This window comes from Polyangiaceae bacterium (genome assembly GCA_015075635.1).
Classification (GTDB): domain Bacteria; phylum Myxococcota_A; class Polyangia; order Polyangiales; family Polyangiaceae; genus JADJKB01.
On sequence record JABTUA010000002.1, the window covers coordinates 1,465,356 to 1,488,223 of the forward strand.

The 22,868-nt window shown below is 70.5% G+C and carries 20 protein-coding genes; 12 read left to right on the forward strand and 8 right to left on the reverse strand.

Annotated elements, in window-relative coordinates; genetic code table 11:
• The first annotated feature begins 101 nt into the window (after positions 1-101).
• Positions 102-1,058 carry a hypothetical protein gene (locus tag HS104_22850; protein ID MBE7482802.1) on the forward strand — a complete coding sequence of 319 codons (957 nt, stop codon included), beginning with the start codon at positions 102-104 and terminating at the stop codon, positions 1,056-1,058.
• Positions 1,059-1,102: 44 nt separating this feature from the next.
• Positions 1,103-2,182 (forward strand): c-type cytochrome, encoded by a 1,080-nt coding sequence (locus HS104_22855; protein MBE7482803.1) that lies wholly within the window; start codon positions 1,103-1,105, stop codon positions 2,180-2,182.
• Between the two features lies 1 nt (position 2,183).
• Here HS104_22855 and HS104_22860 read toward each other — a convergent pair whose 3' ends face one another.
• Positions 2,184-3,410 carry a beta-ketoacyl-ACP synthase II gene (locus HS104_22860; protein MBE7482804.1) on the reverse strand — a complete coding sequence of 409 codons (1,227 nt, stop codon included), beginning with the start codon at positions 3,408-3,410 and terminating at the stop codon, positions 2,184-2,186.
• A gap of 128 nt (positions 3,411-3,538) precedes the next feature.
• Between HS104_22860 and HS104_22865 the strand changes: the two genes are divergently transcribed.
• The 5 genes from HS104_22865 to HS104_22885 are packed head-to-tail and all read left to right on the forward strand — an operon-like array spanning position 3,539 to position 9,382.
• The gene (locus HS104_22865) at positions 3,539-5,248 is read left to right on the forward strand and encodes a fatty acyl-AMP ligase (GenBank protein ID MBE7482805.1); all 1,710 of its coding nucleotides are present in this window, start codon (positions 3,539-3,541) and stop codon (positions 5,246-5,248) included.
• Positions 5,245-6,261, forward strand: coding sequence for an NAD-dependent epimerase/dehydratase family protein (locus tag HS104_22870; GenBank protein ID MBE7482806.1), 1,017 nt, complete (start codon positions 5,245-5,247; stop codon positions 6,259-6,261). Before HS104_22865 ends, HS104_22870 begins: the two co-directional genes overlap by 4 nt.
• A complete protein-coding gene (locus HS104_22875; GenBank protein ID MBE7482807.1) occupies positions 6,248-6,523 on the forward strand; it encodes an acyl carrier protein in 276 nt (91 codons plus the stop codon). Before HS104_22870 ends, HS104_22875 begins: the two co-directional genes overlap by 14 nt.
• Positions 6,501-8,093 carry an acyl-CoA dehydrogenase family protein gene (locus tag HS104_22880; GenBank protein ID MBE7482808.1) on the forward strand — a complete coding sequence of 531 codons (1,593 nt, stop codon included), beginning with the start codon at positions 6,501-6,503 and terminating at the stop codon, positions 8,091-8,093. The genes HS104_22875 and HS104_22880 overlap by 23 nt, the downstream gene beginning before the upstream one ends.
• Complete coding sequence (locus tag HS104_22885) at positions 8,090-9,382, forward strand: B12-binding domain-containing radical SAM protein (GenBank protein MBE7482809.1); 1,293 nt, start codon at positions 8,090-8,092, stop codon at positions 9,380-9,382. The genes HS104_22880 and HS104_22885 overlap by 4 nt, the downstream gene beginning before the upstream one ends.
• Here the strand turns inward: HS104_22885 and HS104_22890 are convergent.
• Together HS104_22890 and HS104_22895 are read right to left on the reverse strand one after the other, a co-directional pair.
• The gene (locus HS104_22890) at positions 9,322-10,200 is read right to left on the reverse strand and encodes a transposase zinc-binding domain-containing protein (protein ID MBE7482810.1); all 879 of its coding nucleotides are present in this window, start codon (positions 10,198-10,200) and stop codon (positions 9,322-9,324) included. The genes HS104_22885 and HS104_22890 overlap by 61 nt on opposite strands.
• A 529-nt stretch (positions 10,201-10,729) precedes the next feature.
• On the reverse strand, positions 10,730-11,248 hold the full coding sequence (locus HS104_22895) for a dihydrofolate reductase (GenBank protein MBE7482811.1): 519 nt from the start codon (positions 11,246-11,248) through the stop codon (positions 10,730-10,732).
• Positions 11,249-11,276: 28 nt separating this feature from the next.
• Here HS104_22895 and HS104_22900 point away from each other — a divergent pair, with 28 nt between their 5' ends.
• Together HS104_22900 and HS104_22905 are read left to right on the forward strand one after the other, a co-directional pair.
• On the forward strand, positions 11,277-13,694 hold the full coding sequence (locus tag HS104_22900; protein ID MBE7482812.1) for a sel1 repeat family protein: 2,418 nt from the start codon (positions 11,277-11,279) through the stop codon (positions 13,692-13,694).
• Positions 13,691-14,047, forward strand: a complete 357-nt coding sequence (locus HS104_22905; GenBank protein MBE7482813.1) for a hypothetical protein — start codon at positions 13,691-13,693, stop codon at positions 14,045-14,047. The genes HS104_22900 and HS104_22905 overlap by 4 nt, the downstream gene beginning before the upstream one ends.
• Before the next feature lie 100 nt (positions 14,048-14,147).
• Here HS104_22905 and HS104_22910 read toward each other — a convergent pair whose 3' ends face one another.
• Positions 14,148-14,510, reverse strand: coding sequence for a hypothetical protein (locus HS104_22910; GenBank protein ID MBE7482814.1), 363 nt, complete (start codon positions 14,508-14,510; stop codon positions 14,148-14,150).
• 221 nt (positions 14,511-14,731) lie between these two features.
• Here HS104_22910 and HS104_22915 point away from each other — a divergent pair, with 221 nt between their 5' ends.
• The gene (locus HS104_22915; GenBank protein ID MBE7482815.1) at positions 14,732-15,493 is read left to right on the forward strand and encodes a glutathione S-transferase; all 762 of its coding nucleotides are present in this window, start codon (positions 14,732-14,734) and stop codon (positions 15,491-15,493) included.
• A 67-nt stretch (positions 15,494-15,560) separates the two neighbouring features.
• Positions 15,561-15,863, forward strand: a complete 303-nt coding sequence (locus tag HS104_22920; GenBank protein MBE7482816.1) for a hypothetical protein — start codon at positions 15,561-15,563, stop codon at positions 15,861-15,863.
• On the opposite strand, the gene HS104_22925 is transcribed toward HS104_22920, so the two are convergent.
• The 4 genes from HS104_22925 to HS104_22940 all read right to left on the reverse strand — a co-directional run bounded on the left by HS104_22925 (position 15,864) and on the right by HS104_22940 (position 20,693).
• Positions 15,864-16,436, reverse strand: a complete 573-nt coding sequence (locus HS104_22925) for a DUF3365 domain-containing protein (GenBank protein ID MBE7482817.1) — start codon at positions 16,434-16,436, stop codon at positions 15,864-15,866. It lies immediately after the preceding gene.
• Positions 16,437-16,472: 36 nt separating this feature from the next.
• A complete protein-coding gene (nadA, locus tag HS104_22930; GenBank protein MBE7482818.1) occupies positions 16,473-17,909 on the reverse strand; it encodes a quinolinate synthase NadA in 1,437 nt (478 codons plus the stop codon).
• Positions 17,909-19,879, reverse strand: coding sequence for a sulfatase-like hydrolase/transferase (locus HS104_22935; protein ID MBE7482819.1), 1,971 nt, complete (start codon positions 19,877-19,879; stop codon positions 17,909-17,911). Before HS104_22935 ends, nadA begins: the two co-directional genes overlap by 1 nt.
• Before the next feature lie 61 nt (positions 19,880-19,940).
• Positions 19,941-20,693: a hypothetical protein gene (locus HS104_22940; protein MBE7482820.1), complete on the reverse strand. Its 753-nt coding sequence runs from the start codon at positions 20,691-20,693 to the stop codon at positions 19,941-19,943.
• Between the two features lie 52 nt (positions 20,694-20,745).
• On the opposite strand from HS104_22940, the gene HS104_22945 reads away from it, so the two are divergent.
• Positions 20,746-22,857 (forward strand): hypothetical protein, encoded by a 2,112-nt coding sequence (locus HS104_22945; protein ID MBE7482821.1) that lies wholly within the window; start codon positions 20,746-20,748, stop codon positions 22,855-22,857.
• Positions 22,858-22,868 lie beyond the last annotated feature (11 nt).

A 22,868-nucleotide genomic window follows, 5' to 3' on the forward strand; every position in this document is an offset into this window, starting at 1 on the left:
CGGGGTTGCCCAGACACCTGCAGGCCGATTTGGCCACACGATTCGTGAGCGCCGAGACAATTAGCGCGGATCGGGCCTTCTGGCAAGATGCGGAGCCGAAGATGGCGTTTCGGAGCGCGGAAGAGACCCTGCGCGCGCGCGTTCTCGAGCTCGAGCGCGAGAACGCCGAGCTTCGCGCCGAGCTCGCCCGCGCGACGGGCAAGGTCCCGCTGGAAGACGCCGGCCCCGACGCGACGCCCATCGGAGAGCCGATCTGGTCGCCGGGCAGCTCGTGGCTCCTGGGCTGGCATCCGCCCGAGGCGTTGCTCGCCTACACCGGCGAGGCAGATGACCAAGACGTGCTGCGCTTCTTGCGTGTTGGCGGTGGCGTCGTCGCCGACTTCGCGCTCGCGAAGGACGGCGCCAAGCACACGCTGCGTTTGCCCGGCGCGGTGGTCGCGCCGCTCGCCGACGGCTCCCTGGCGCGTTTCGTCTGGCCCGGGCACGCGGTCACGACGCGCATCCAGCTGCCGTCGCCGCTGATCGCGCAGCCGCTGCTCGGCGCGCAGGGCCTGCTCGCGGTCACGGCGGCCCGCGAGCTCCTGACGCTCGACACCGAGCGCCTGTTGGTGATCGAGCGCCGGGCGGTGGACGCGCCGGAGCTCGATCGGCTGGGGTTTCGCGACGTGGATCCGCGCCAGCGCCACAACGGCTGGGAGCTCGCGCTCGACACGCAGGACGGCTGGGACCTCAAGGCCTTCCGCCCGGTTCAGGGTCGCCACTTGTGCGCGCTCGCGCGCAGCTTCGCTGGCAACGCTCAGCTCGCCGCTGGCGTCGCCGCCAGCGGGCAGCGGCGCTTGGCGTGGTTCCGCGAGGTGGGTGCCGGGGACTTCATCTACCTCTACGACATCGACGCCATGCTGGTCCTGCACAACGTGAGCTTCCTGGTCGAGCCGATGTGCTGGGCCCTCTGGCAGGAGAACGGCGCGCCCGTCCTGACCGTGCGCGGGCGTGCGCCCAGGGCCACGCTCGACGTTCACGACGGGCACGGCGCGGTGCTCGCGCGCTGCCAGGTGTGACGAGCCAGGTGACGTCCACCGAGCGGTGAACTACGTCCTTCGCCATGCGCTTCCACGCCTTGCTCGCTGCATGCCTCGTCGCCGTCGCGTGCGGAGGCGCGCAGCAGAGACCAGCGAGCTCGACGGCGAGCCCGGAGGAGGTCGATCGGGGAAAGGCGCTCTACGATCGCTACTGCGCGCTCTGCCACGGCGCCGGGGCGGTCGGATACGCCGCGGACAACGCCAATCAGCTCCGCAACTCGACGTTCCTCGAGACGGCCACGGACGAGTTCCTGACGCTGGCCGTCGAGCGCGGGCGACCGGGAACCCCGATGTCGGCGTTCGGCAAGGCGCACGGCGGCCCGCTCGACCGCGAGGAGATCGCTCGCGTGATCGCCTACCTGCGCTCGTTCGATCGCGGACCGCTCGTGGACGTACACCTGCGCCAAGTCGAGGGTGATGCGGAGCGCGGCGCCGCCCTCTTCCGGCAGCGCTGCGCCGATTGCCACGGCGAGCGCGGCGGCGGCAAGACGGCGCTCAGCCTGAACAACCCCACCTTCCTCGCCACGGCCAGCAACGGCTTCATTCGTCACGCCATCGAGCACGGCCGGCCCGGCACCCGCATGCCCGCGTTCGGCAAGCTGCTCGATGCCCGGCAGATCGACGATCTGACCGTCGCCATCCGCAGCTGGGCGCGCGCCGTCGAGCCGGGATCGCCGGCGTCCCACGCCTTGCCCACCCTCGCGGAGCTGGTGCAGAACCCGTCGGGTCCGCGCGCCGAGCTCCCGCTGCGCGACGGTCGCTACGTCGCGGCGGACGCGTTGGCAGCGGCGCTCCGCGCCGGGTCGCGGCTGGTGATCCTCGACGCGCGTCCGCTCAGCGACTGGCACCGAGGACACATCCCGGGCGCGTTCCCCATGCCCTTCTACGACGCCGTGGACTCCATCATCGACGCCATCCCCCGGGACGGCACGCTGGTCGTGGCCTACTGCGCTTGCCCCCACGCCGCGTCGGGCAGAGTCGTGGACGCGCTGCGCGCTCGCGGTATCACCAGCTCCGCGGTGCTCGACGAGGGCATCCTGGTCTGGGCCGAGCGGGGCTACCCGATGGTCGCGACCAGCGCGGAGCCGGCGAAGCCGCGTTGACTCACGCCCGCTCGAACAAGAGCGCAGAGTTGTGCCCGCCGAAGCCCGCGCTGGTCTTGAGCGCGTAGCGCACGTCGGTGGGGCGCGCCTCGCGCACCAGGTCGATGGCGAACACCGGGTCGAGCTCGTCCACGTTGATGCTCGGGTGCAGCTTCTGATCGCGGAGCGAGCACACGCAGGCGATGGCCTCGGCGGCGCCGGCGCCGCCGAGCAGGTGGCCGATCATGCTCTTCGTGGCCGAGATCGGGATCTGCGCGAGCCCGTCGCCGAACACCGCCAGGAGCGCTTTGTATTCGGCCACGTCGCCGGCCGGGGTCGAGGTCGCGTGCGGGTTCAGGTAGCCGACCTCCGCCGGCTGGATCGCCGCGCGCCGGAGCGCGGCCTCGATCGCGAGCTTCAGGCCCAGGCCCTCCGGGTGCGGGCGCGTCACGTGCTCGGCGTCGCTCGACATGCCCCAGCCAACGAGCCACGCGATGGGGCGCGCGCCGCGCCGCGCGGCGTGGGCCTCGCTCTCGAGCACCAGCGCGCCCGCGCCCTCGCCGATCACGAAGCCGCTGCGGTCCTTGTCGTAGGGCCGCGAGGCGCGCTTCGGATCACCCTTGAACGACTTGGCGAGCGCGCGGGCGTTGCCGAAGCCGGCGATGGTGCTGGGGCAGGTGGCTGCCTCGCCGCCACCGGCGATGACCACGTCGGCGTCGCCGCTCTGGATCAAGAGTGCGCCGAGCGCGATGGAGTGCGCGCTGGTCGCGCACGCGCTCGCCACGTTGAAGCTCGGGCCCATGAAACCGAACTTGGTGGCGATCAGCCCCGCCAGCGCGTTCGGCATCGACGCCGGGATGAAATACGGGCTCACCGCACGCGGACCGCGGGTCGCGACCCGCTGCACTTGCTCGACGAAGATCTCGACCGCGCCCTGCCCCGAGGACACCAGCGCCGCCACCCGCGTCTTGTCCACGTCCTCGAGCCGCGCCTGCCGGATGGCCTCGGTCGCCGCCGCGAGCCCGAGCTGCACGACGCGGCCGGTGTAGTCGATCTCGCGGGACTCGAGCACCGAGAGCGGGTCGAAGCCGCGCACGCTCGCCGCGATGTCGGTGCGGAGCTTGTCGGTCGAGAACTCGGTGATGAAGTCCACCCCGGAGCGCCCGGCGCACAGGCCCTGCCAGTAGGTCTCCACGTCGAGTCCCAGGGGGCTCAGGATCCCGAGTCCGGTGACGGCGACCTTCGGCACCCGAGGCTTCTAGCCCAGATCGGCGGAGCGAACGGCGCAGTTCTTTCCACCTCGCCGAGCCCGAGCGGGGTCCCCAGTTGATCCAAATCATTTCCGCCCGGCGCCGAGAGTGTTCCGACTCGGTGCACATGGCCGAATCGGACCTTGGGCCGGCGCTGCTCGAGAGCGCGGACCCCAACTCCCCACCCCACGAGACCCTGCTCGGCGCGCTCGACGCCGCGGTGGACAGCGGGGCACCTTTCCTCACCCTGCACCAGGGGCGGCAGCGCACGGAGCTGACGTATCGTCAGGCTCGGGAGGGCGCCTGGCGCGTCGCCGCCGCGCTGCGCTCCCGCGGGATCCGGCGCGGGGACCGCGTGGCGCTCCTGGTACCGACCTCGGCCCTGTTCGTCGAGGCGCTGCTCGGCTCGATGTTGGCCGGGGCCATCCCGGTGCCGCTCGCCTCGCCGATGACCTTCGGCGGCGTCGAGCGCTACCTGAAGAACCTCACGGTCATCTTGAAGGACGCGGGGGCCGAGTGGCTCGTGACCTACCCGCGCATCAAGGAGGCCGTCGCCGGCGACGACACGCTTCGCGCGCTGCTCGGCAACGTGATCACGGAGGCCGATCTGGACGGCGCGGCGCCCATCGATCCTCGGAGCGCGTCGCTGTCCGGCTCGGACATCGCCTTCCTGCAATACACCTCGGGCACCACGGGCAAGCCCAAGGGCGTGATGATCTCGCACCGCGCTCTGGTCTCGAACACCTACGCCATCGCCCGCGGCATGTCGCAGACCGCCGACGACGTCGGCGTCAGCTGGCTGCCGCTCTTCCACGACATGGGCCTGATCGGCGCGCTGCTCCGGTCCATCTGCCACCCGGGCCCGCTGCACGTGATGCCGCCGGAGCGCTTCATCGTGAAGCCCATCGGCTGGCTCAAGCTGATGAGCGAGGTCGGCGCCACGCTCTCGCCGGCGCCGAACTTCGCCTACGATCTCTGCACCGCGCGCATCGCCGAGCTCGAGGACCTGCGCCTCGACCGCTGGCGCGTCGCGCTGAACGGCTCCGAGCCCGTACACGGCCCCACTCTCTCGCGTTTCTTCGAGAAATTCGGCCCGGTGGGCTTCGCCCCGAGCGCGATGATGCCGGTCTACGGCATGGCCGAGGCCACGCTCGCCGTGACCTTTTCTCCCGTGGGACGCGGCTCCGCCACGCTGGGCGTGGACCGCCGCACGCTCGAGGAGCAAGGCCGCGTGCTGCGCTCGAACGCGCCCGATGCACGGGCCGCCGTGTCGGTCGGCAAGCCGCTGGCCGGCACCCGCGTGTCGATCGTGGACGAGCACGGCAAGCAGGTCGAGGCCGGCGTGGTCGGCGAGGTGCGCGTGGCCGGGCCTTCGCTCATGGACGGCTACTTCAGGAACGACGAGGCCAGCGCAGCGGTGCTGAAGGACGGCTGGCTCTCCACCGGCGACCTCGGCTTCATCGCCGACGGCACGCTGTTCATCGCCGGCCGGGCCAAGGAGATGGTGATCAAGGCCGGCCGCAACCTCTACCCGTACGACGTCGAGCGCGTGGTCGGCGAGCTCGCCGGCGTGCGCTTGGGCGGAGTCGCCGCCTTCGGTCGCGAGAACGAGAGCACCGGCACCGACGACCTGGTCGTGGTGGCCGAGACCAGCGAGACGGATCCGACGGGCCGCGAGGCGCTCACCCGTGCCATTCGCGGTGAGGTCCTCGCCGTGCTCGGCATCGGCGTGGACGACGTGCGCCTCTGGCCGGTCGGGGCGGTGCCGCGCACCTCCAGCGGCAAGATCCGTCGCAAGGAGTGCGCGCGCCTGGTCACGGAGGCGGGGCCCGCTTGAAGCGCGCGCTGGTCATCGGTGGCACCGGGTTCATCGGCGTGAACCTGGTGGACGCGTTGCTCGCGGAGGGCGTCGCCGTGCGCGTGACGACCCGCCCGGGCAGCGCGACTCTGCTCCTGCGCAAGCGCGCGGTCGAGCGCGCGCCGGCGTCGCTGGAGGAGCCGGAGGCCCTCTGCCGCGCCATGGACGGCTGTGACACGGTGTTCCTCACCGGCGCGTATTACCCCCGCTACTCGCTGGATCTCGACGCCGCCCTCGCCGAAGGCGTACCGGGCGTGAAGAACGCTTGTGACGCCGCCCTGGCCGCTGGCGTCGAGCGCTTCGTCTACACCTCCACCATCGCCACCCTCGCGGCTGCGCCCGCGGGCCGCCTCGCCGACGAGCGCGACGTGATGGCCGAGATGCCCACGGGCAGCGTGTACCGCGCGGTGAAGTGGGCCATGGAGCAGGAGGTCGAGGCGGCGCGCGCGCGCGGACTGCCGGTGGTGACGCTCCTGCCGGGCGGCTGCGTCGGACCGAACGACGTCCGCGTCGGCACCGGCGCCTTCATCGTCGGCGTGGTGCGCGGTCTCTTGCCCTGGCTCGTGGACGGCACCGTGAACATGGTGGACGTCGCCGACGTCGCGAAGGCTCACGTGCGCGCGGCCCGCGCCGAGAGCGGCGCGCGCTTCTGCCTGGGCGGCCACGACATGCAGATCCGCGCGCTGCTCGAGCGCGTGCAGAGGCGCTACGGTGGCCGCGTCCCGACGCTCGAGCTCGACCCCGAGGAGGCCCGCGCCCGCGCCGAGGCCGACGAGCGCGCCGCCGCACCCAAGCGCGAGCGCGTGCCGGTCCCGCGCGAGATGGTCGATCTCATCACCACGGGGCAGCCCGTGTCGAACGCCCGCGCCGAGCGAGAGCTCGGCATCGAGTTCACCCCCTTGGACGAAGCCTTGGACCGCGCGCACGCCTGGTTCGCGAAGCTCAAGCTCGTCCCAGCCGTCGAATCCCGGAGGAATCATGAGCACGCCTAACGCCCCGAGCCGCGACCGTGTGGTCGCCATGGTCGCCAAAATCCTGAAGCTGGACGCCGCCAAGATCAGCGGCAGCGATCGACTGCGCGAGGATCTGGGCATGGACTCCCTGGCGAGCCTCGAGCTCCTGTCCTGCATCAGCGACGAGCTGGACGTGGACATCGAGCTCGACGAGGCCATGGAGCTCGTCACCATCGACGACGCGTGCTCCTTCGTGGACCGCGTCACCCTGGAGCAACGTGGCGCAAGCGCCGCCTCCTGAGCCCGTCGCGATCGGGCTCGGCGATCCGGCGGCGCTCGGCGCCGGCCTGGCGGTCGCGCACGCCACCGCGGCGGAGGCCGAGGCGCTGCCGATGGTGCTCGGCGAGAGCAAGCGCCTGCTCGCGAGCCTGTGCGACGCCGCTCGCATCGATCGCGAGGGCGTCATTCCCCTGGAGGTCCGCCGCGCGCTCGGCGAAGCCGGGCTCTTCGGGCTCACGGTTCCGGACGCGCACGGCGGCGCGGGTTTCTCCCTCAAGGCTGCCTGCGCGGTGATCGCCGGAATGGCGGAGATCGAGCGCTCCACCGCCATCATGGTCGGCCTGCACTCGGGCCTGGGAACGCGCCCGCTGGTCGAGCTCGGCAGCCAGGAGCTGAAGGCCCAGATGCTGCCCGAGATCGCGGCCGGCGAGCGCATCGCGGCCTTCGGCGCCACCGAGGCCGAGGCGGGCTCGGATCTCACCGGCATCCGCACCACCGGCACGGAGGTGGACGGCGGCCTGCGCCTGGACGGCGAGAAGGTGTACGTGACCAACGGCGGCTTCGCCGGCTGCTTCACGGTGCTCGCCCGCACTCCGGGCCTGGGCGGGGCGCGCGCTCACTCGCTGGTGTTCGTGCCCCGCGACACGACCGGCGTGAGCATCGGGCCCGAGGAGGAAAAGCTCGGCATCCGCGGCTCCTCCACCGTGACGGTCACGTTCGAGAACGCGGTCGTGCCCCGCTCGATGATCCTGGGCGAGCCCGGCAAGGGCATCGAGCAGGCGCACGCGGCCCTCTCCTGGGGTCGCACGCTGATGGCGGCGGGCTGCGTCGGCACCGCGCGCGCCGCTCTCGAGCTCACGCTCTCCCACGTCACCTCGCGCCGGCAGTCCAATCGCCCCATCGGCGACTTCGGCGCTTCGCGTGCCCACGTCGCGCGCATGGCCTCGCGGCTCTACGCCAGCGAGACCCTGGTGCGCTGGGTGGGACACGCGCTCGCGAGCGGGCAACCCGTGGACGAGCTCTCGCTCGCGGCCAAGGTGCTGTGCAGCGAGGCGAGCTTCGAGATCTGCGATCGGGCCATCCAGCTCCACGGCGCGCTGGGCTTCATCGAGCCGACGGGCGTGGCGCGCCTGCTCCGCGACTGCCGCATCACCCGCATCTTCGAGGGCGCGAACGACGTGCTCCTGGTGCGGGGCGGGGCCGCGGTGCTGGGGCGCAAGCAGCTCGAGTCAGCGCGCTTTGCGCTGCCCGGACCGCTGGACCGCGAAGCCAAGGCCTGGGACGCGCTCCGCGCCCGCTTCGTGGACGCCTGCCTGAGCGTGCGCGCCGAGCACGGCGTGGGTGTGGTGCGGCACCAGCTGGTGCTCCAGGCCGTGGCCCGCGCGAACCTGGCGCTCACCGCGGCCCTCGCGTCGCTCCTGCGCGCGCACGCGCGACCCGACGAGGCCGCGCTGGCCAAGCACGCCGTCGAAGATCTGATGCTCGAAGCCGAAGAGCACCTGAACGACCTCGCGCGCGCGGTGCGCGACGAGTCCCGAGCCCACGCGCTGAGCGAAGAGCTCTACGCATCGAAGAAAGAACCGTCGCCATGAAGCTCCGCTTCGTCTACCCCAAGTTCTCCCGCCACGCCGAGCACCACCCGGAGCTGCGCGAGGCCGTACCCTGCAACGAGTACTTCGGCCCGCCGTCGCTCGGCATCGCCTGCCTGGCCGCGGTGACGCCCGAGAGCTGGGACTACGACTTCCGCGACGACCGCGTCGAAGACATCGGCCTCGACGACGACGTGGACCTGGTCGCGCTCTCGTTCTTCACGCCCGCCGCCACCCGCGGCCTCGAGCTGGCCGACGAGTTCCGCGCGCGCGGCAAGAAGGTGGTGATGGGCGGCATCTTCCCCACCATGATGCCCGACGTGGCCGCGGCCCACGCCGACGCCATCGTCGTCGGCGAAGGTGAGGGCGTCTGGGGCGACGTGCTCGCCGACGCCAAGGCCGGCACGCTCGAGCCCCGCTACGGCGGCTCCGCGGTCGATCCCTCGACCTTGCCCCTGCCCAAGGTCGGCCTCTACATCGACAAGGAGAACGACGTCTACCGGCCCGACGACTACCCGGTGCAGATCGCCCGCGGCTGCCCGCTCAAGTGCTTCGCCTGCGTCTTGCCGACCAGCATGGGGCCGAAGCTCCGCCACTTCGGCACCGAGCACACGCTGGCGCAGATCGATCAGCTCGCCGAGCGCGGCAAGCTCGGCTCGCTCACCGAGGACACCAGCCTGTTCTTCGGCTCGGGAACCCAGCGCCGCTTCGGCTGGCTGCTCGACGCGCTGACCGAGCGCGACGGCCCGGCGCCCATCAGCTACCTGGGCACCAGCATGCCGATGATCCGCGCCACCTCGAGCGAGTTCCTGACCCGCATGCGCAAGGCCGGCATCAACATGTTCTACCTGGTGGGCGGCTTCGATCCGTTCACGATGAAGGCCTTCACCGGCAAGCACCCCGACGCCCTTCAGAACGCCCACGACGCGGTGAAGAAGGCCTTCGATCACGGCATCGAGCCGTACACCTCGTTCCTGGTCGGCAACGACGACGACGACGAGGGCACCTTCGATCGCATGCTCGAGTTCGCCGACAAAGCCGGCATCCGCAAGGCCGAGTTCGCCATCCTCACGCCCTACCCGGGCACCGCCATCTGGCAGCGCTTCGTGGCCGAGGAGCGCATCATCGACCGCACCTGGGCGCGCTACAACGACGCCAACGTGGTCTTCCGCCCCAAGCACATGAGCCCCGAGCGCCTGCTCGCGGGTTACCTGTACCTGTGGAAGGAGTTCTACCGCTCGCGGCAGGAGCTGCGGAGCCTGGGGCGGGAAGAGCGGACGATCCAGTTCTGACGCGCAGCCCTCCGGCGCTCGTGCGCTCGCCCACCTGCGATCGCTCTGGCTCGCCGCCTGCTACGCCGCGGCGGCCCAGGGCGTGTCGGTGAGCGGTGAGCATGCTCGTCGAGGGCGAGCTCGGGCGGCATGTCGTCGCCGAGCTCGGGGTCGAGGCTCCGCCCGTGCGCTCGGAGGATCTTCTCGACTCGCGCCGCCGTGCGCGCCGCGACCTCGGCGATGTCGGCGTGTGTGGGTGTGTCGAGCACGCGGAACTCGAGCGGCGCCTGCGGGTCGTCGCCTTCGTGCACGTAGACGCCGTCGAGCACCAGCGAGTGGAAGTGGACGTTCAGGCGCAGCGCGCTGTCCGTCCTCTGCACCGCCACCACGCCGCCCGTGTGCGCGTCTGCGACGCTCGCCAGCTCAAGCTCGCGCTTCGCTCGCCAGCGCAGCGAGCGGTCCACCTCCGCCATGAACGCGCTCACCACCTCGGCGCAGAGCTTCCGGTCGTAGCCGAGCAGGGCGCGCAGTCCCCAGGGCAACGAGCAGATCCAGTGGCGGATGGGCACGCGGGGCAGAACACGCTCCTCGAGGTGCACCGCCGTGTCGGCCATGCGGCGCCCCACGCAGGACGGACAGAATCCGCGCTTCTTGCACGAAAACGCCACGAGCTCCGAGTACCCGCATTCACGGCAGACAAGATGCAGACAGCCGTGCTCGAGTCGCCCGCAGCGAAGGTATTCCTCGAACTCCTTCACCACGAAGCGCGGCAGTCCGCCGTGCTCCTCCGCGCGCTCGAGGAACGCCGGCCAGTGCTCCGCCACCGTCTGGTAGAGCACGGTGCTCTCCGGCCGGTGGCGAAGACGCGAGCGCTCGGGCTGTGCGAGCGCATGTGCAGGGTGGCCCACGCCACGGCCGCCTCAGCGAGCGGCGTGCCAGCCAGGTGAGCCCAAAACCCCGCTGTTTCGCCAGCTCGCAAGGTGGCGAAGTGGCGAAGTCAGGTGGCGACCGCCACCTCACCCTCGCTGCCGAGCGCCGCGGCCGCGGGGCAGGCAGGAGCAAGCGGCGCGAAAGGTCACGACGCCGTCATCGAAGCGAGCGGACACCAACGCCGCGCAACGCTCGCTGTCTCCTTGCGACAGTCCCACAGCTCCGGTGCGACGTGTCTCCCCCACGCGCAGCGCGCGCCACCAGCAAGGCGCCGGTGGTCTTGGCACGACGTCAACCGGCGCGCGCTGCCGCGTAAGGGGGAGACCGGCGCCGCGAAGCGGCGACGAGTGGGGGCAGCACCATTGTGGAAGGAGTTCTACCGCTCGCGCCAGGAGCTCCGGAGCCTGGGGCGGGAAGAGCGCACGATCCAGTTCTGAGCTAGTTCTCCCGCACGTACACCGACTGCACCACGCCGCTCGGGTGCGCTTCGCTCGACTCGAGCTTCCACTTGCGCGCCGGCACGCCGTCCAGAAACAGCGACGGCCCCGTGCCGAGCACCAGCGGGATGACCGCGAGCTCCATGCGATCGACCAGGTCGGCGTCCAGAAAGAGCTTGACCACACCGCCCCCGCCGCACAGGTAGACGTGCTCGCGCTGGCCGCGCTCGCGCCAGACCTCGGCGTCGAACGTCGCGAAGGTCTCGTTCTTGACCGGGACGAGATCGGTGCGGCGCGTGATCACGACGCACTCGCGGTCCGAGTAAGGCCACGGATCGAAGCCCTTGCACACCTGCCAGGTGCCGCTCCCCATCACCGTCACGTCCACGGTCCCGTAGAACGCGGTGTAGCCGTAGTCGCCGCCGCGGCCGCCGCTGCCGGCCAGCTCCAGCCACGAGAGGTCGTCGTTCTCGCCGGCCACTCGGCCGTCGATGGAGGTGGCGATGTAGAGCGTGATCATCGGGGCGCATTGTATGATGCCCCCGCCCATGGCGGATCCCGGGCTCTCGAAGCCGAAGCTCGCGCTCGGCGTCCTGCTCTGGCTGGCGTCCCTCGCCGCAGCGACCCTGCCGGCGATCGTGGTGAGCCTGCTCGACACGCCAGGAGGGCCCCTCGCCACGCACACCGTTGCCTTTGGCGTGCTGACCGTCGTCGCCGGCGTCGGGCAACTCTGGTCGGGCGTGCTCGCGCTCCGGGGACGGCGCTTACCAGGGGTTCTGCTGTGGGGACCCGCGCTCCTGCCGTGGGCGTACGTGAGCGCGCTAGCGGCCTGGCACTCCCGGGTCGTCATCCCGACCACCAACGTCGCGACCTTGCTCTCGCGTGGCGCCTACGCGAGCGGCGGGCTGCTCTTCGGCGTGACCGTGGTCGCGGGCCTGGCGCTCTCGCGGGAGCCGCCGGGCGCAGCGCGCACGCCCGCACGCGTGAGCCTCGCGCTCGGCCTCGGGGTCGTCGTCGGGAGCGCACCTGCGGTCGAGCTGGTGTGGCGCCTGCTGTCGCGCTTCTCGATCCGCGAGCACGACTCCTTCGTGTTTTTCCTGCCGGCCTGGCTGATCACGGCCATCCTGGTGCTGTCCCTGCGGCGGCGCGCTGCGCAGGCTGCGCCGGGCGCCGCTGGGCTGGTGTCTGCGTTTCTGCTCGCACTCTGGGCCCCGCTCCTGTGGGGGTTCGCGTCTTGTCTGGGTGCGCTCGGAGACACGAGCTACGCCCTGGAACCGTATGGCACACCGCTGCCGGAGGTGATCGGCGCGCTGCGCGCGCGGTGCGTCGCGCTCCTTTGTCACACATTCGCGGCCGCGCTGTTCTTCGCTGTTGCGTTCGGCGCGCTGCCCGCGCCGCGGTCCAGGTGGCTCGGCAAGAGCGCCGTGTCGCGCGCGAGCTTCGGCCTCGTGCTCGCGCTGCTTTCGCTCGCGAGCGGGGCCTTCGCACGGGGCTTGAACAGCCGTCTGGCCATGAGCCCTCATTTCAAGGGACTCCCCCACTCGCCGACGCCCATCGGCATGGCCCTCTCGCGCACGCCGCCGCCGACCCTGTCCCTCGAGAAGGAAGCGCCTGCTGCGCCGCAATATCCCTACGCCTTTCCGCTCGAGCCCGAGAACGTGCGGCCGACGGTGCCCACGGACGCCGACCGCCTCATGGCGGAGGCACGCGAGCCGCCCCCGGAGGTCCCCGAGCTGCCGCAAAAACTCCCCGAGCCGCTGCCGCGCTTCGATCGCGAGTGCCAGGCGGGCAACGGTCAGAGCTGCGCGAGCCTCGCCTGGCTCGTGAGTGAAGTGAGCCTCACCCGCGCGCCGCTGGTCTTGGCGGCCTCGCTGCTCGACCGCGGCTGCCGCGCGGGCTCGCACACGGCCTGCGGGCGTCTGGGCGTCGCGCTGCTTCGGAGCTGGGGCGTCCTCGAAGACACGGCGCGGGGCCTCGGCCTGCTCGAGACGGCATGCGCCGAGGGGAGCTTCGATGCTTGCGGCCGGCTCGGCACCGAGCTCGCGTGGGGCAAGTACGTGGCCCCTGACTGGGAGCGCGGCCGGCGCTTGCTGAACCAGGCGTGCAGCGAGCGGGTCTGGCACGCCTGCGCGGTGCTCGCGCGAACGACTCCGTCGCACTTCCTGTCGGAGCTCGAGCGCGGCACGCTCGACCGGAAGTCGAACCAGGCTGCCGCGAGCGCCTGCGCGGCGGGCGACGTGGAGAGCTGCGCCTTCCTCGACTACCGAACCCCCGGGAACATCCCGGGAGGCGTCTCGGTGTACGACCTCGCCAGGCGGAGGTGGGCGGGCTGGCCCGAGTGCCAGAAGGAGCTGCCGCTCACCTGTGAGCTCGCGCGCATGAGCGAGCGGATGAATGCTTCGCCGCTCTCGACGGCGTGTCGTACCGGCTCCCTGGTTGCCTGCACCACCTGGGTCCAGGAGAGCAAGCCCGGCACGGCCGAGCGCAGGCGACGCGCGAGCGCGGCTTGCGAGCTGGGGCACCCCCTGCATTGCGCCGAGCTCGCCAGCCCAACCACGCCCGAGGGCGTGCGGACGCTGGAGACTGCCTGCCCCAGCGTCGCCCTCAGCCTCGAGCGAAGCGAGCTCGATCTGACTGCCTGCGAGGGCGCGGCCCGCGCGTACCACGAGGGCAAGCTGGTGCCGAAGAGCATCGGGCGCGCGCTCGAGCTGTACCGCAGGGGGTGCTGGGACGCCCCGCGCTACCCGAACCACGCGGCCTGCGTGGCCATGGCCGACATCTTCATGAACGGCGACGGGGTGACGCGCGACCTCGGGCGCGCGCTGCAGATCCTGGCGTCGGACTGCGCGGTGGACGGCAGGAAGAGCTGCGCGCGAGTGGCCGAGCACCTGGAGCGCACGGCACCGGACGACGAGAGCGAGGAGCGGAAGAAGTGGCGCGGATACTACCGGAGGCGAGCGGAATGAGAGCTCGCGTGGTGATCGGGCTCGTGCTCTGCACGGGGTTCGCGCGGGCCGACATCGGGCCTCCGCCCCGGAACGACTGCGCCTTGCTCGCGCCCGGTACGCCCTGCTGGGCGGAGGGCAAGCGAGCGGGGGCGTGCGTGGTGGCGTTCGACGGCGGCCCCATCGTGTGCGCAGCAGGAGTCGCGCCGACGCGCGCCATCGCCAGCGCGAAGCCCGTGGCGTCGGCTCCGGCGCCACCGGCAACCGAAACCCGCAGCGGCTGTTCGCTCCGGGGACTCGCTCGTGGCGCGACGCTCCCGTGGCTCGTCGCGCTGCTCGCGCTCACCCTGGCGCGACGGCGGGCACGCGGATAGACGCCCGCCGACCTCGCACGGAGTCAGCTTCGAGGAGGTTGGGGATGGGGTGCTGGGCTCGCGGCTTTCGGCCGCGCTTGGGCAGCGGGCGAATCTTTCTTCAGAACTTTGCGCGGAGGTGCAGACCGTATTGGCCGTCGACGCGGGCGCGCACCACGATCGGGGTGCTCGCCTGCTCGCCTCCGAGAGAATTGGTGGTCGGGATCACGCGGACCGAGACCTGCTCGGTCGCCTGAATGTCCTTGGCGATGGCGATGCCGCCGAGCAGCGCCTTGTAACCGCAACCGTTCTGGTTGCAGTCCGGACGGTTGCGCTTGGGCTTCTTGCGCGGCGGCCCCTGGTCCTGGTCAGCGCCGACCTGCGCCAGCACACTCGCCGGCACGCGCAGGCCCGCGGGCAGCTCGGCCTTCGGGGCCAAGTCGAAGCGGCGCGGGGTCTCCTCCGCGAGAGCGGGGCTGCTCACCGCGAGAACCAAAAACGCTGCGGCTAGGCGAAGATGGGCCACTTCTACGAAACAGAATGCCCGGCCGCAAACCGCCGGGCAAGGATCCCGGCGAGCGCTCGCAAAATTGAGTGCGCCCCGCGCCGACCTCGAAGCACTCGAGAGCACTCCCACGTACTCGGTCGGGACATGTAGGCGAGCCGGCGCAAGGGCGGAAATACGGGCGTATCGTCCATGGCGCCATGGTTGCGGCCCCCCACCTGCTCCACTTCCGCGTCTCCCACTACAACGAGAAGGTGCGCTGGGCCCTCGACCTGAAGGGCGTCGCGCACACGCGCGAGGCGCTGGTACCGGGGCTGCACATCCCGCGCGTGCGCTTCCTGACCGGACAGAACAAGGTACCTGTGCTGATCCTGGACGGCGAGGCGCTCGCCGGCTCCGCCCAGATCATCGACGAGCTCGAGCGACGCTGGCCAGAGCCGGTGCTCTACCCGAGCGACGCGAAGCTCCGCGAGCGCGCGCTCGCGCTTCAGTCTCACTTCGACGACGAGGTCGCGCCGGATCTGCGCAAGCTGTTCTGGTCCTGCTACTTCGATCGTCCGGCGGACTGCGCGCGCATGGCGACGGACGGCTTCGGCGGCGCGCTGCGCGTGCTCTGGCGCGGAATGTACCCGGTGTTCAAGCCGGCGTTCCGGCGCAACATGCGCGCCGACCGCGCGAGCGTGGAGCGCGCACGAGCGAGGCTTGGTGAGCACTTCGATCGGCTGGAGCAGGAGATCGGCCAGAGCAGCTACCTGGTGGGCGATGTGTTCAGCGTCGCGGATCTGACCGCCGCGGCGGTGTTCACCGCCATCATCCGACCAAAGGGTTTCCCGTACCCGCTCCCCGAGCCCTGGCCCAAAGAGCTCTCGGAGATGAAGGCGAGCATCGCGGGCCGCTCGGGCTGCAAGTGGGTCGAGGAGATCTACGCGAAGCACCGCGGCCAGTCTGCGGAGATCCTGTGAGCACGTGCGCCGCAGGTGCGCGGAGATTTTCGGCAACTAGAGCGCGCCGTGACCGATGGGGCTGAGCATGGCAAACTCCGACCAGCCCGAGATGCACAAGCGACTGAAGCGAGTCGAGACCGACGTGGGTGAGATCAAAGGCGCCTTGGTGCACATCAGCCACATCCTGGTGGACCACGGCGACCGGCTCGACAACGTGACGAATCGGCTCGACACCCTGACCGAGCGGGTGGACTCGTTTCAAGAGGCGGTCACGCAGCGCCTCGATCGTCTGATCGACGTCACGCTCCGCGCACGCACTGCCGACACCGAGCGCTTCGCCGACGTGGAGCGGCGCCTGGCCCGGCTGGAAGAGCGCGTCGGGATCTGATTACTTCGCGAGCTCGACCCAGGCCACGCCGCGCAGATCGCCCTCCGCGAAGCCGGTAGCTTGGTCCTTCGGGTAGCGCTCGCCGAGCTTCTGCTTGACCTCGGCGGGGATGCCCTCCGGGGCGCCGTGGCAGCTGACGCAGAGGGCCTGAGTCGGCAGGGGCTCGACCACGCCGAGCTTGTCGCCCAGATCGTACACTGCCGGCTTCACGTCCTTGGCCGGCTTGCCGGCGACCTCGCTCAGGTACGCCTTCACCCAGGGCCGCGGCGCGTTCTGCTCGTTGCGCAGCTTGTGGCTGGAGCGGCCAATCTCGACGCCGTTCTTGGCGGCGAGGTCGGCGGTGAGCTTGCCCGCCTCCGTGGCGCAGACCTCGATGCCGCTCGCGTGGCCGCCGCTCTTGATGGCCTCCTGGAGCCGGCCGCTCAGCGTCTTCTTCAGCTCGCCGATGGCGCCCTGGGCCTTGGTGACGCGGGCCTCGTGCTCCTTGGGTACTGGGTCGAGGCGCTTGGGGCCGCTCTGACAGCCGAGGACGAGAGGCAGAACCAGCGCGACCTGAGGGACACGGATCCACATGACGAAAGGTTGGAGCCACCAGAGGCGCAGAGCGGTTCAACGCGGATGACGCGAGGTGACATCCGTCACCAGCGCGTCCGGCAGCCGCCCCAGCTTGCCGAATTCCCGCATGTGCAGGATGGGCACGCCACCGAGCTCGGCCATGGTCTTACCCGCGATCTGGTCCGTGTAGTGCTTGGGCTCGAAGGCGGCGAGGTGCGCCTTCGGCTCCGCGTCCACCCGCCGCAGCACGCTGAGCAGGGCGTCGAGGCTGTTCATCTTCATGTACGGGCAGGTCGCGCAGCCACCCTCGGTGCTGCAGCCCTCGCCGCCGGACACCCCGGGCACGACGGCGAGATCGCTCTCCCCGGTCTGGGCGATGGCCTCGCTCGCGACCGGGAAGATGATCTCGACGTCCACCTTCGGGGCAGCTGCGAGCGTCTGGCGCACGCGCCGCACGATGCTGGTGATCATGCCAGCCTCGGTGCCGAGCACGAAGCGGAGGTGCGCCGGCGCCCCCGTCGCGGCAGCGGCGTCCACCTTCTTGCCGATGAAGGCCAGGATGTCCGAGGTGGAGCCGACCACGCCGGCGTCGCGACGCTGGGCGGAGAGCGCGACCGTGAACATCTCGCCGGGCACCTCCAGGTGCGCAGTGATGAAGGCGTGCTCGTACTCCTTGCGCACGCGCTCCGCCACCTCGGCACCGAACAGGTGGTGCACGATGCAGCTTCCCTGCTCGAAGTAGTGGAAGCGCGGCAAGAGCGCCGCAATGCTCTGCCGATCGTGCGCGGGGTGGAGCGCGCGGATTCGCTCCTCGGGCAGCTCGGACAGCGAGCCGAAGAGCTGGGCCAGGTTGTGGCCCATGTACGTGTCCGGACCGAACCAGACGTGGACGCCCGGGATCTGCGCGAAGGCCTGGAGCACCGTCTTGACGACGTTCGACGAGGTGCAGGTGATGGTCGGCACCAGCGACTGGGCGTACGCCTTCGTGCGCAGGCTGGTGTTGATGTAGACCACGTGGAGCGAGATCGGGGTCTGGCTGGCGCGAGTCAGATACGCGCCGTAGGCGGGCGCCTCGGCGTTCTCGGCCAGCGAGCAGCCGATGGCCTTGTCCGCCACGCGATACACCGGCACGTCGGCGAAGCCGCTGGCGTCCAGCATGGCGCGCACGTTCTCGCTCATGAAGTCCACGCCGAGCACGACGATGGTCTTGGCCCCGGCCCTGGCCATCTCGACCGCGCGATCCGCCATCACCAGCGAGTCCGAAATGTGGATGAAGGGCCAGTCCGTGGCCGCGAGCACGCCCTGGAGCTCCGGGTCCATGTAGAAATGCGCGACGATGCCCGCGTTCTTCTCGCGCAGGAGCGCGCCGAGCTCGGCGACCTCGGCCGGATCGGGATCCAGGTACGAGGCCTGCGCCTCGGCGAAGGCGCCCTGGGCGCTGATGCCGGAGGCGCGGATCAACAGCGACGGAAACGGCTCGCGGGCGGTCATCAGTCCTTCTTCTTCCCCGGCAGGCGGCCGAAGGTCTTCATGGCGCGCTCCTGCAGATCGCCGCAGCGCTCGAGGGGCAGCGGGTCTTTCTCCTCCGGATCGGCGGCGACGTCGTAGCAGTGCCAGCCCGTGTCCCAGGCGCGGGCCTCGAGCTTCATGTTCTCGCGCATGTAGCCCCAGTTCTCGAAGGCGCAGCTCCAGACCCCGGCGCAGTTGGTCATGGCCAGAGCCTCACGGGTCAGCTCGGGGCGGAGCAGGCTGTGACCGGGCATCTTGGTCTTGTACTTGGCGATGCTCGGCTCGTCCCACAAGCCCATCAGGTCGAGGATGGTGGGCGCGACGTCCACCTGGAACACGTAGGCGTCCTTCTTGGCCGCGAGGTTCTTCGCCTGCTCCTCCGTCAAGACACCTGGCGGCGCGTCGATCCAGGCGGGCACGTGGATCTCCTCGTCGAACACGCTGAAGGTGTGCCCCATCTGGCCGTGCTCGCGGAACGCCTCCCCGTGATCGCTCAGGTACACGACGGCGGTGCGCTGCCCCGCCTCCGTGGAGCGCAGGTGCTTCAGCATGTTCGCGACGTGCAGGTCCTGCTGGTAGACGGAGTTCTGGTAGTAGTTGAAGAAGTAGGGGTTGTCGTCGGGGGCCTTGCTGGTGGTCCAAGGCTGGAACGGCAGCGGGCCGTTGCGATCGATGTGATACGGGTAGTGCACGTTCGACAGGTGAACGACGGCGAAGAACGGCTCTCTGAGCTCGCCGATCTCCGCGTTCACGCGCTCGGCCAGCAGGTTCTCCGGCGCGCCCATGTCCAGATCCGCGGTGGGGTCGAGATCGGTGGCGGCGACGAACTTGCTGACCCCGAGGTTCTTCACCCAGAGCCGCGCGTTGCCGAACATCATGTTCTGGCTGGTCCAGTAGGCCGTGTCCCAGCCCGCGGCCCGCGCGTAGTCGAAGAGCAGCGGCCAGGTGTGGAGCGTCTCCCGGTCCTCGGTGGGCAAGATCCCGGCCCAGAGCACCGCCAGCGAGATGGCGGTGGACGAGTCGAGCGAGCGCATCTGGTTCAGCCCGAAGCGCTTGGGCAAGAGCTGGTTGGTGGCGCCGGTGCGCATACACTCCGGATCGTATTCGATGCAGGCCGCGTCGGCGCGCACGCTCTCCAAGATGAGCAGCACCACGTTGCGGGGCGAGTGCGGCTTGGCGGTGAGCTGCTCCACGGGCAGCGAGTCGCGCTGGCGCGGGCGCAGCTGGTTCGACTGATCCGTGAGCCCGAGCTGCGTGCGGATGAGACCGCCGACGGCGTGCAGGTACAGGACGTCCGGCGTCGCCGCCTGGATGTGACGGTGCTGCGTCGGAATGAAGAACGACGCGATCACCAGCACCGGCGCCACGTAGCAGGCCACGATGCTGGGCACGCGGCGCGGTCGGATCACGCGCCGCGCCAACACCAGCACGGCTACTGCCGCGACCAGCGGCGGCGCCTTCGCCTTCAGGTAGTTGCCGATGTCGGCGAAGAGCTGGTTCATCACGCTGTCCATGAAGTTCGACGCGAACACGGACACGTCGACGTTCAGGTAGGCGTGGTACTGCGAGTAGAAGTAGGCCTGGCCGCCGAAGGAAAAGGTGATCCCCACGACGAACAGGGCCGCCGCCAGCCAACGCGCCCAGCCGCTGCGGCGCGAGGCCGCGTAGAGCAGGGTGCCCCAGAGCACCAGGCTCTCGACGACCGCTCCGAAGTAGGTCCAGCGGTAGTAACCCTGGAAGGTCCCGAGCAGCTCGGCTCGCCGCGAGGCGTCCACGGCCACCACGGCCACGACCGGCGTGAGCAGCAGGAACAGCCCGATGGCCTTGCGCGCCCGCCGCATGCGCCGCCGGCGCGCGCGCCATGCGGGCTCCGGCTCGCCCACGACCACGGGAGGCACGCGCCCCACCTGGGCGCGCGGCTCCTGTTCGACGCTGGCGTCCAGATCCGACACGGCCGCGCATCCTAGCGCAACCGGCGAAAGCGGCGAGTCCCGGGGTTTGTCCGGGAAATTCTCAGGGCAGCGTCGTCACCACCGCCTCGGCGCAGGAGAGGCCCTCGGCGCACTCGATACGGTAGCCCTCGAGCATCCCGCGCAAGCAGTCGTTGAAGGCCACGAGCGCCAGCGGCGGCACCGCGGCGGTGAACCCGATGGCGCAGCCGTCCTGGAGCCAGACGGTCACCATTCCTTCCGACCCCAGCCCGCAGCACTTGGCCGCGTGGCGCAGTCGTCCGTCGAGGAGCTCCTGCATCGTCACCAGCGGCGACACCCCGCAAGGGACCACCCCGGACTCGCCGCAGGTCTTCTGGGTCAACAGCACCTTGGCTCCACCGTCGAGCGGGCCGCAGCTCCGCACGCAGAGGTGCGCACGCGCCTGCCAGGTCCCCTCGCAGCGCGCGACGACCACTCCGTCGTCGAAGGATGCATACTTGCAGTCGAGCCCGAGGTCGGTGCACGGGCTGCCCGCCTTGGGCTCGGTCGCCGGGCAAGCCGACGGATTGACGAGCCCAGCGTCGCACCACTGCTCGGCTCCGGCGACGCTCGCGTCCGGCGCCTCGGGCTCGAGCCAGCCACAGAACGGCGGGAAAGGGGCGTCTGGCGTGCCGGCCTCGGGCAGAATGAGCCCGCCTCCTGACCCACCGCCGAGCGAGGCGTCGGGGGCCGTGCCCGCGGCGCCGCCCGTCGCCTGTGGGCGCGTCGCTTCCTCCGCCGAACACCCGCCCGAGAGGACCAGCGCGAGGACTGCGGCGCGCGTGCGAGACGTCACTCAGGAAGCTTACCGCACTCCCCGACGGCCGGCCGGCTGGTATGCTCGCGCCATGAGCTTGCTTCGTTCTCGCGTTCTGGCAGTCGCGCTGTGTCTGTTCGCCTTCGGCTGCGACGACGGCGAGGAGGGGACCGTCGCGATCCCGACCCAGCCGGAGAGCGCCGTGCCGCTGCTCGGCGCCGACTGCGACCCGATGGTGCCCACGCACTGCGGGCTGCCGTTCCCGTCGAACGTGTACCTGCAAGACGATCCGAGCGGGACGGGCAAACGCGTGGAGTTCGGTCCCACCACGCTGCCGCCGCGCGCGGACGGCACGCACGCGCCGCCGGAGCTGTTCCACGACCACGACGGCTTCTCGCCTTCGCAAGCGCCCATGACCCACCTGCCCCGGGCGAAGTGCGCGGCCTGCGCCACGCCCTACAGCATCGAGAAGTCGCTCGAGGCCGATCACCCCACGGTGCTGCTCGAGGTGCCGACCGGCCGCAAGGTGCCGCACTGGGTCGATCTGGACATGAGCACGGCGAACGATGGCACGGACGACTACCCGGACCAGCGGCTGACGCTGATCCGGCCGGCCGAGCGCTTGAAGGACGGCACGCGCTACATCGTCGCCATCCGCAACGTCGAGAACCAGGAGGGAGAGCTCATCCCGCCGAGCAAGGTGTTCGCGGCCATCCGCGACGGCAAGCTCCTGTCGAGCGGAACTCCGGCCGAGAAGTGGAGCGTGTACGCGCGGCGGGATCTCTACAAGGACATCTTCTCCGAGCTGGGCAAGGCCGGCGTGGAGAAGCAGGACCTGCAAATCGCCTGGGACTTCACCACGGCGAGCAAGGACAACATCACGCGCCACATCGTCTCGATGCGCGACAAGGCGCTGGCCGTGGTCGGCGAGGACGGCCCGACCTTCAAGGTGAAGCAGGTCGAGGAGCTGGCTTCGAGCGAAGATCTGATCCGACGCATCCACCTGGTGATGACCGTGCCGCTCTACCTGACCAGCGCGGCGGTGAAGTACGACAAGAAGAAGCCGATGGATCGGCTGAACCTGAACGCCCAAGGCGAGCTCGAGCAGAACGGCACCATGGACTGGGACGTGCTGGTGCTGGTGCCGAAGAGCGTCACCAGCGGCAAGAAGCACGGCCTGCTCCAGAACGGTCACGGCCTGTTCGGCAGCCGCTTCGAGGGCCAGGGCGGCTACCTGGCGCGCGCCGCGAACCGCAACTCCTGGATCGCCTTCTCGACCAACCTGTTCGGCTTCGACGGGGACAGCGTACCGCTCGCCTTGGACCTCTTGCTCGGCAACTTCAACGGCATCAAGGGCTTCCCCGAGCGGCAGATCCAGGGGATGGTGAACCAGCTCCTGGCGATGCGCATGATGATGGGTCGCGTCGCCAAGGAGGGCATCAAAGACGAGGGCGGCACGCTGATCTTGGATCCGGCCTGGATCGACCCGAGCGTCCGCGGCTACCGCGGCGACAGCCAGGGCGGCATCATGGGTGCCGCCTACATGGCGGTGAGCACCGACGTGACCCGCGGCCTCTTGGGCGAGACCGGTATGCCGTACAACCTCCTGCTCAACCGCAGCCTCGACTGGCCCGCCTACGAGATCATGCTGGAGTCGGGCTTCTCCTTCAACGGCGCGTACGCGCAGCTCATGCTGGGCGCGGTGCAGATGGTCTGGGATCGAGTGGAGCCCGGCGGCCTCGCGCCGTACATGAGCGACGACCTCCTGCCCGGCACGCCCGCGCACCACGTGCTCTTGCACATCGCTCGCGGCGACCACCAGGTGACTCCGTTCGGCGCGCACCTGATGGCGCGCGCCATCGGCGCCGTGCAACTCGCGTCCGACGACCCGGCCGAGCCGGTGTTCGACGACTACTACGGCATCGAGCAGAAGAAGGCCCCGCTGAAGGACCAGTCCGCGCTGATCGAGTACGACTTCGGCCTGAAGCCGCTGCCGGCCAGCAACGTTCCCGCCAAAGACGGCTGCGATCCCCACGACCGCGTGCGCGACCTCACCCCTTCGTTCGATCAGCAGGACGAGTTCTTCCGCACCGGGACCATCGGCTGGTACTGCAAGGGCGCCTGCAACTGCAACGACGCCCTGAGCGCCGACCCCAAGGAAGAGGAGCGTTGCGACGAAACCTACGAGAGCCAGTGCAAGTGAGCTGAGCCGGC

Excerpts from the sequence above, each read along its gene's own strand:
- HS104_22850 (MBE7482802.1), top strand. The coding sequence starts at position 102 with ATGGCGTTTCGGAGCGCGGAAGAGACCCTGCGCGCGCGCGTTCTCGAG.
- HS104_22855 (MBE7482803.1), top strand. The coding sequence starts at position 1,103 with ATGCGCTTCCACGCCTTGCTCGCTGCATGCCTCGTCGCCGTCGCGTGC.
- HS104_22865 (MBE7482805.1), top strand. The coding sequence starts at position 3,539 with ATGGCCGAATCGGACCTTGGGCCGGCGCTGCTCGAGAGCGCGGACCCC.
- HS104_22875 (MBE7482807.1), top strand. The coding sequence starts at position 6,248 with ATGAGCACGCCTAACGCCCCGAGCCGCGACCGTGTGGTCGCCATGGTC.
- HS104_22885 (MBE7482809.1), top strand. The coding sequence starts at position 8,090 with ATGAAGCTCCGCTTCGTCTACCCCAAGTTCTCCCGCCACGCCGAGCAC.
- HS104_22895 (MBE7482811.1), bottom strand. The coding sequence starts at position 11,248 with ATGATCACGCTCTACATCGCCACCTCCATCGACGGCCGAGTGGCCGGC.
- HS104_22900 (MBE7482812.1), top strand. The coding sequence starts at position 11,277 with ATGGCGGATCCCGGGCTCTCGAAGCCGAAGCTCGCGCTCGGCGTCCTG.
- HS104_22905 (MBE7482813.1), top strand. The coding sequence starts at position 13,691 with ATGAGAGCTCGCGTGGTGATCGGGCTCGTGCTCTGCACGGGGTTCGCG.
- HS104_22915 (MBE7482815.1), top strand. The coding sequence starts at position 14,732 with ATGGTTGCGGCCCCCCACCTGCTCCACTTCCGCGTCTCCCACTACAAC.
- HS104_22920 (MBE7482816.1), top strand. The coding sequence starts at position 15,561 with ATGGCAAACTCCGACCAGCCCGAGATGCACAAGCGACTGAAGCGAGTC.
- HS104_22925 (MBE7482817.1), bottom strand. The coding sequence starts at position 16,436 with ATGTGGATCCGTGTCCCTCAGGTCGCGCTGGTTCTGCCTCTCGTCCTC.
- nadA (MBE7482818.1), bottom strand. The coding sequence starts at position 17,909 with ATGACCGCCCGCGAGCCGTTTCCGTCGCTGTTGATCCGCGCCTCCGGC.
- HS104_22945 (MBE7482821.1), top strand. The coding sequence starts at position 20,746 with ATGAGCTTGCTTCGTTCTCGCGTTCTGGCAGTCGCGCTGTGTCTGTTC.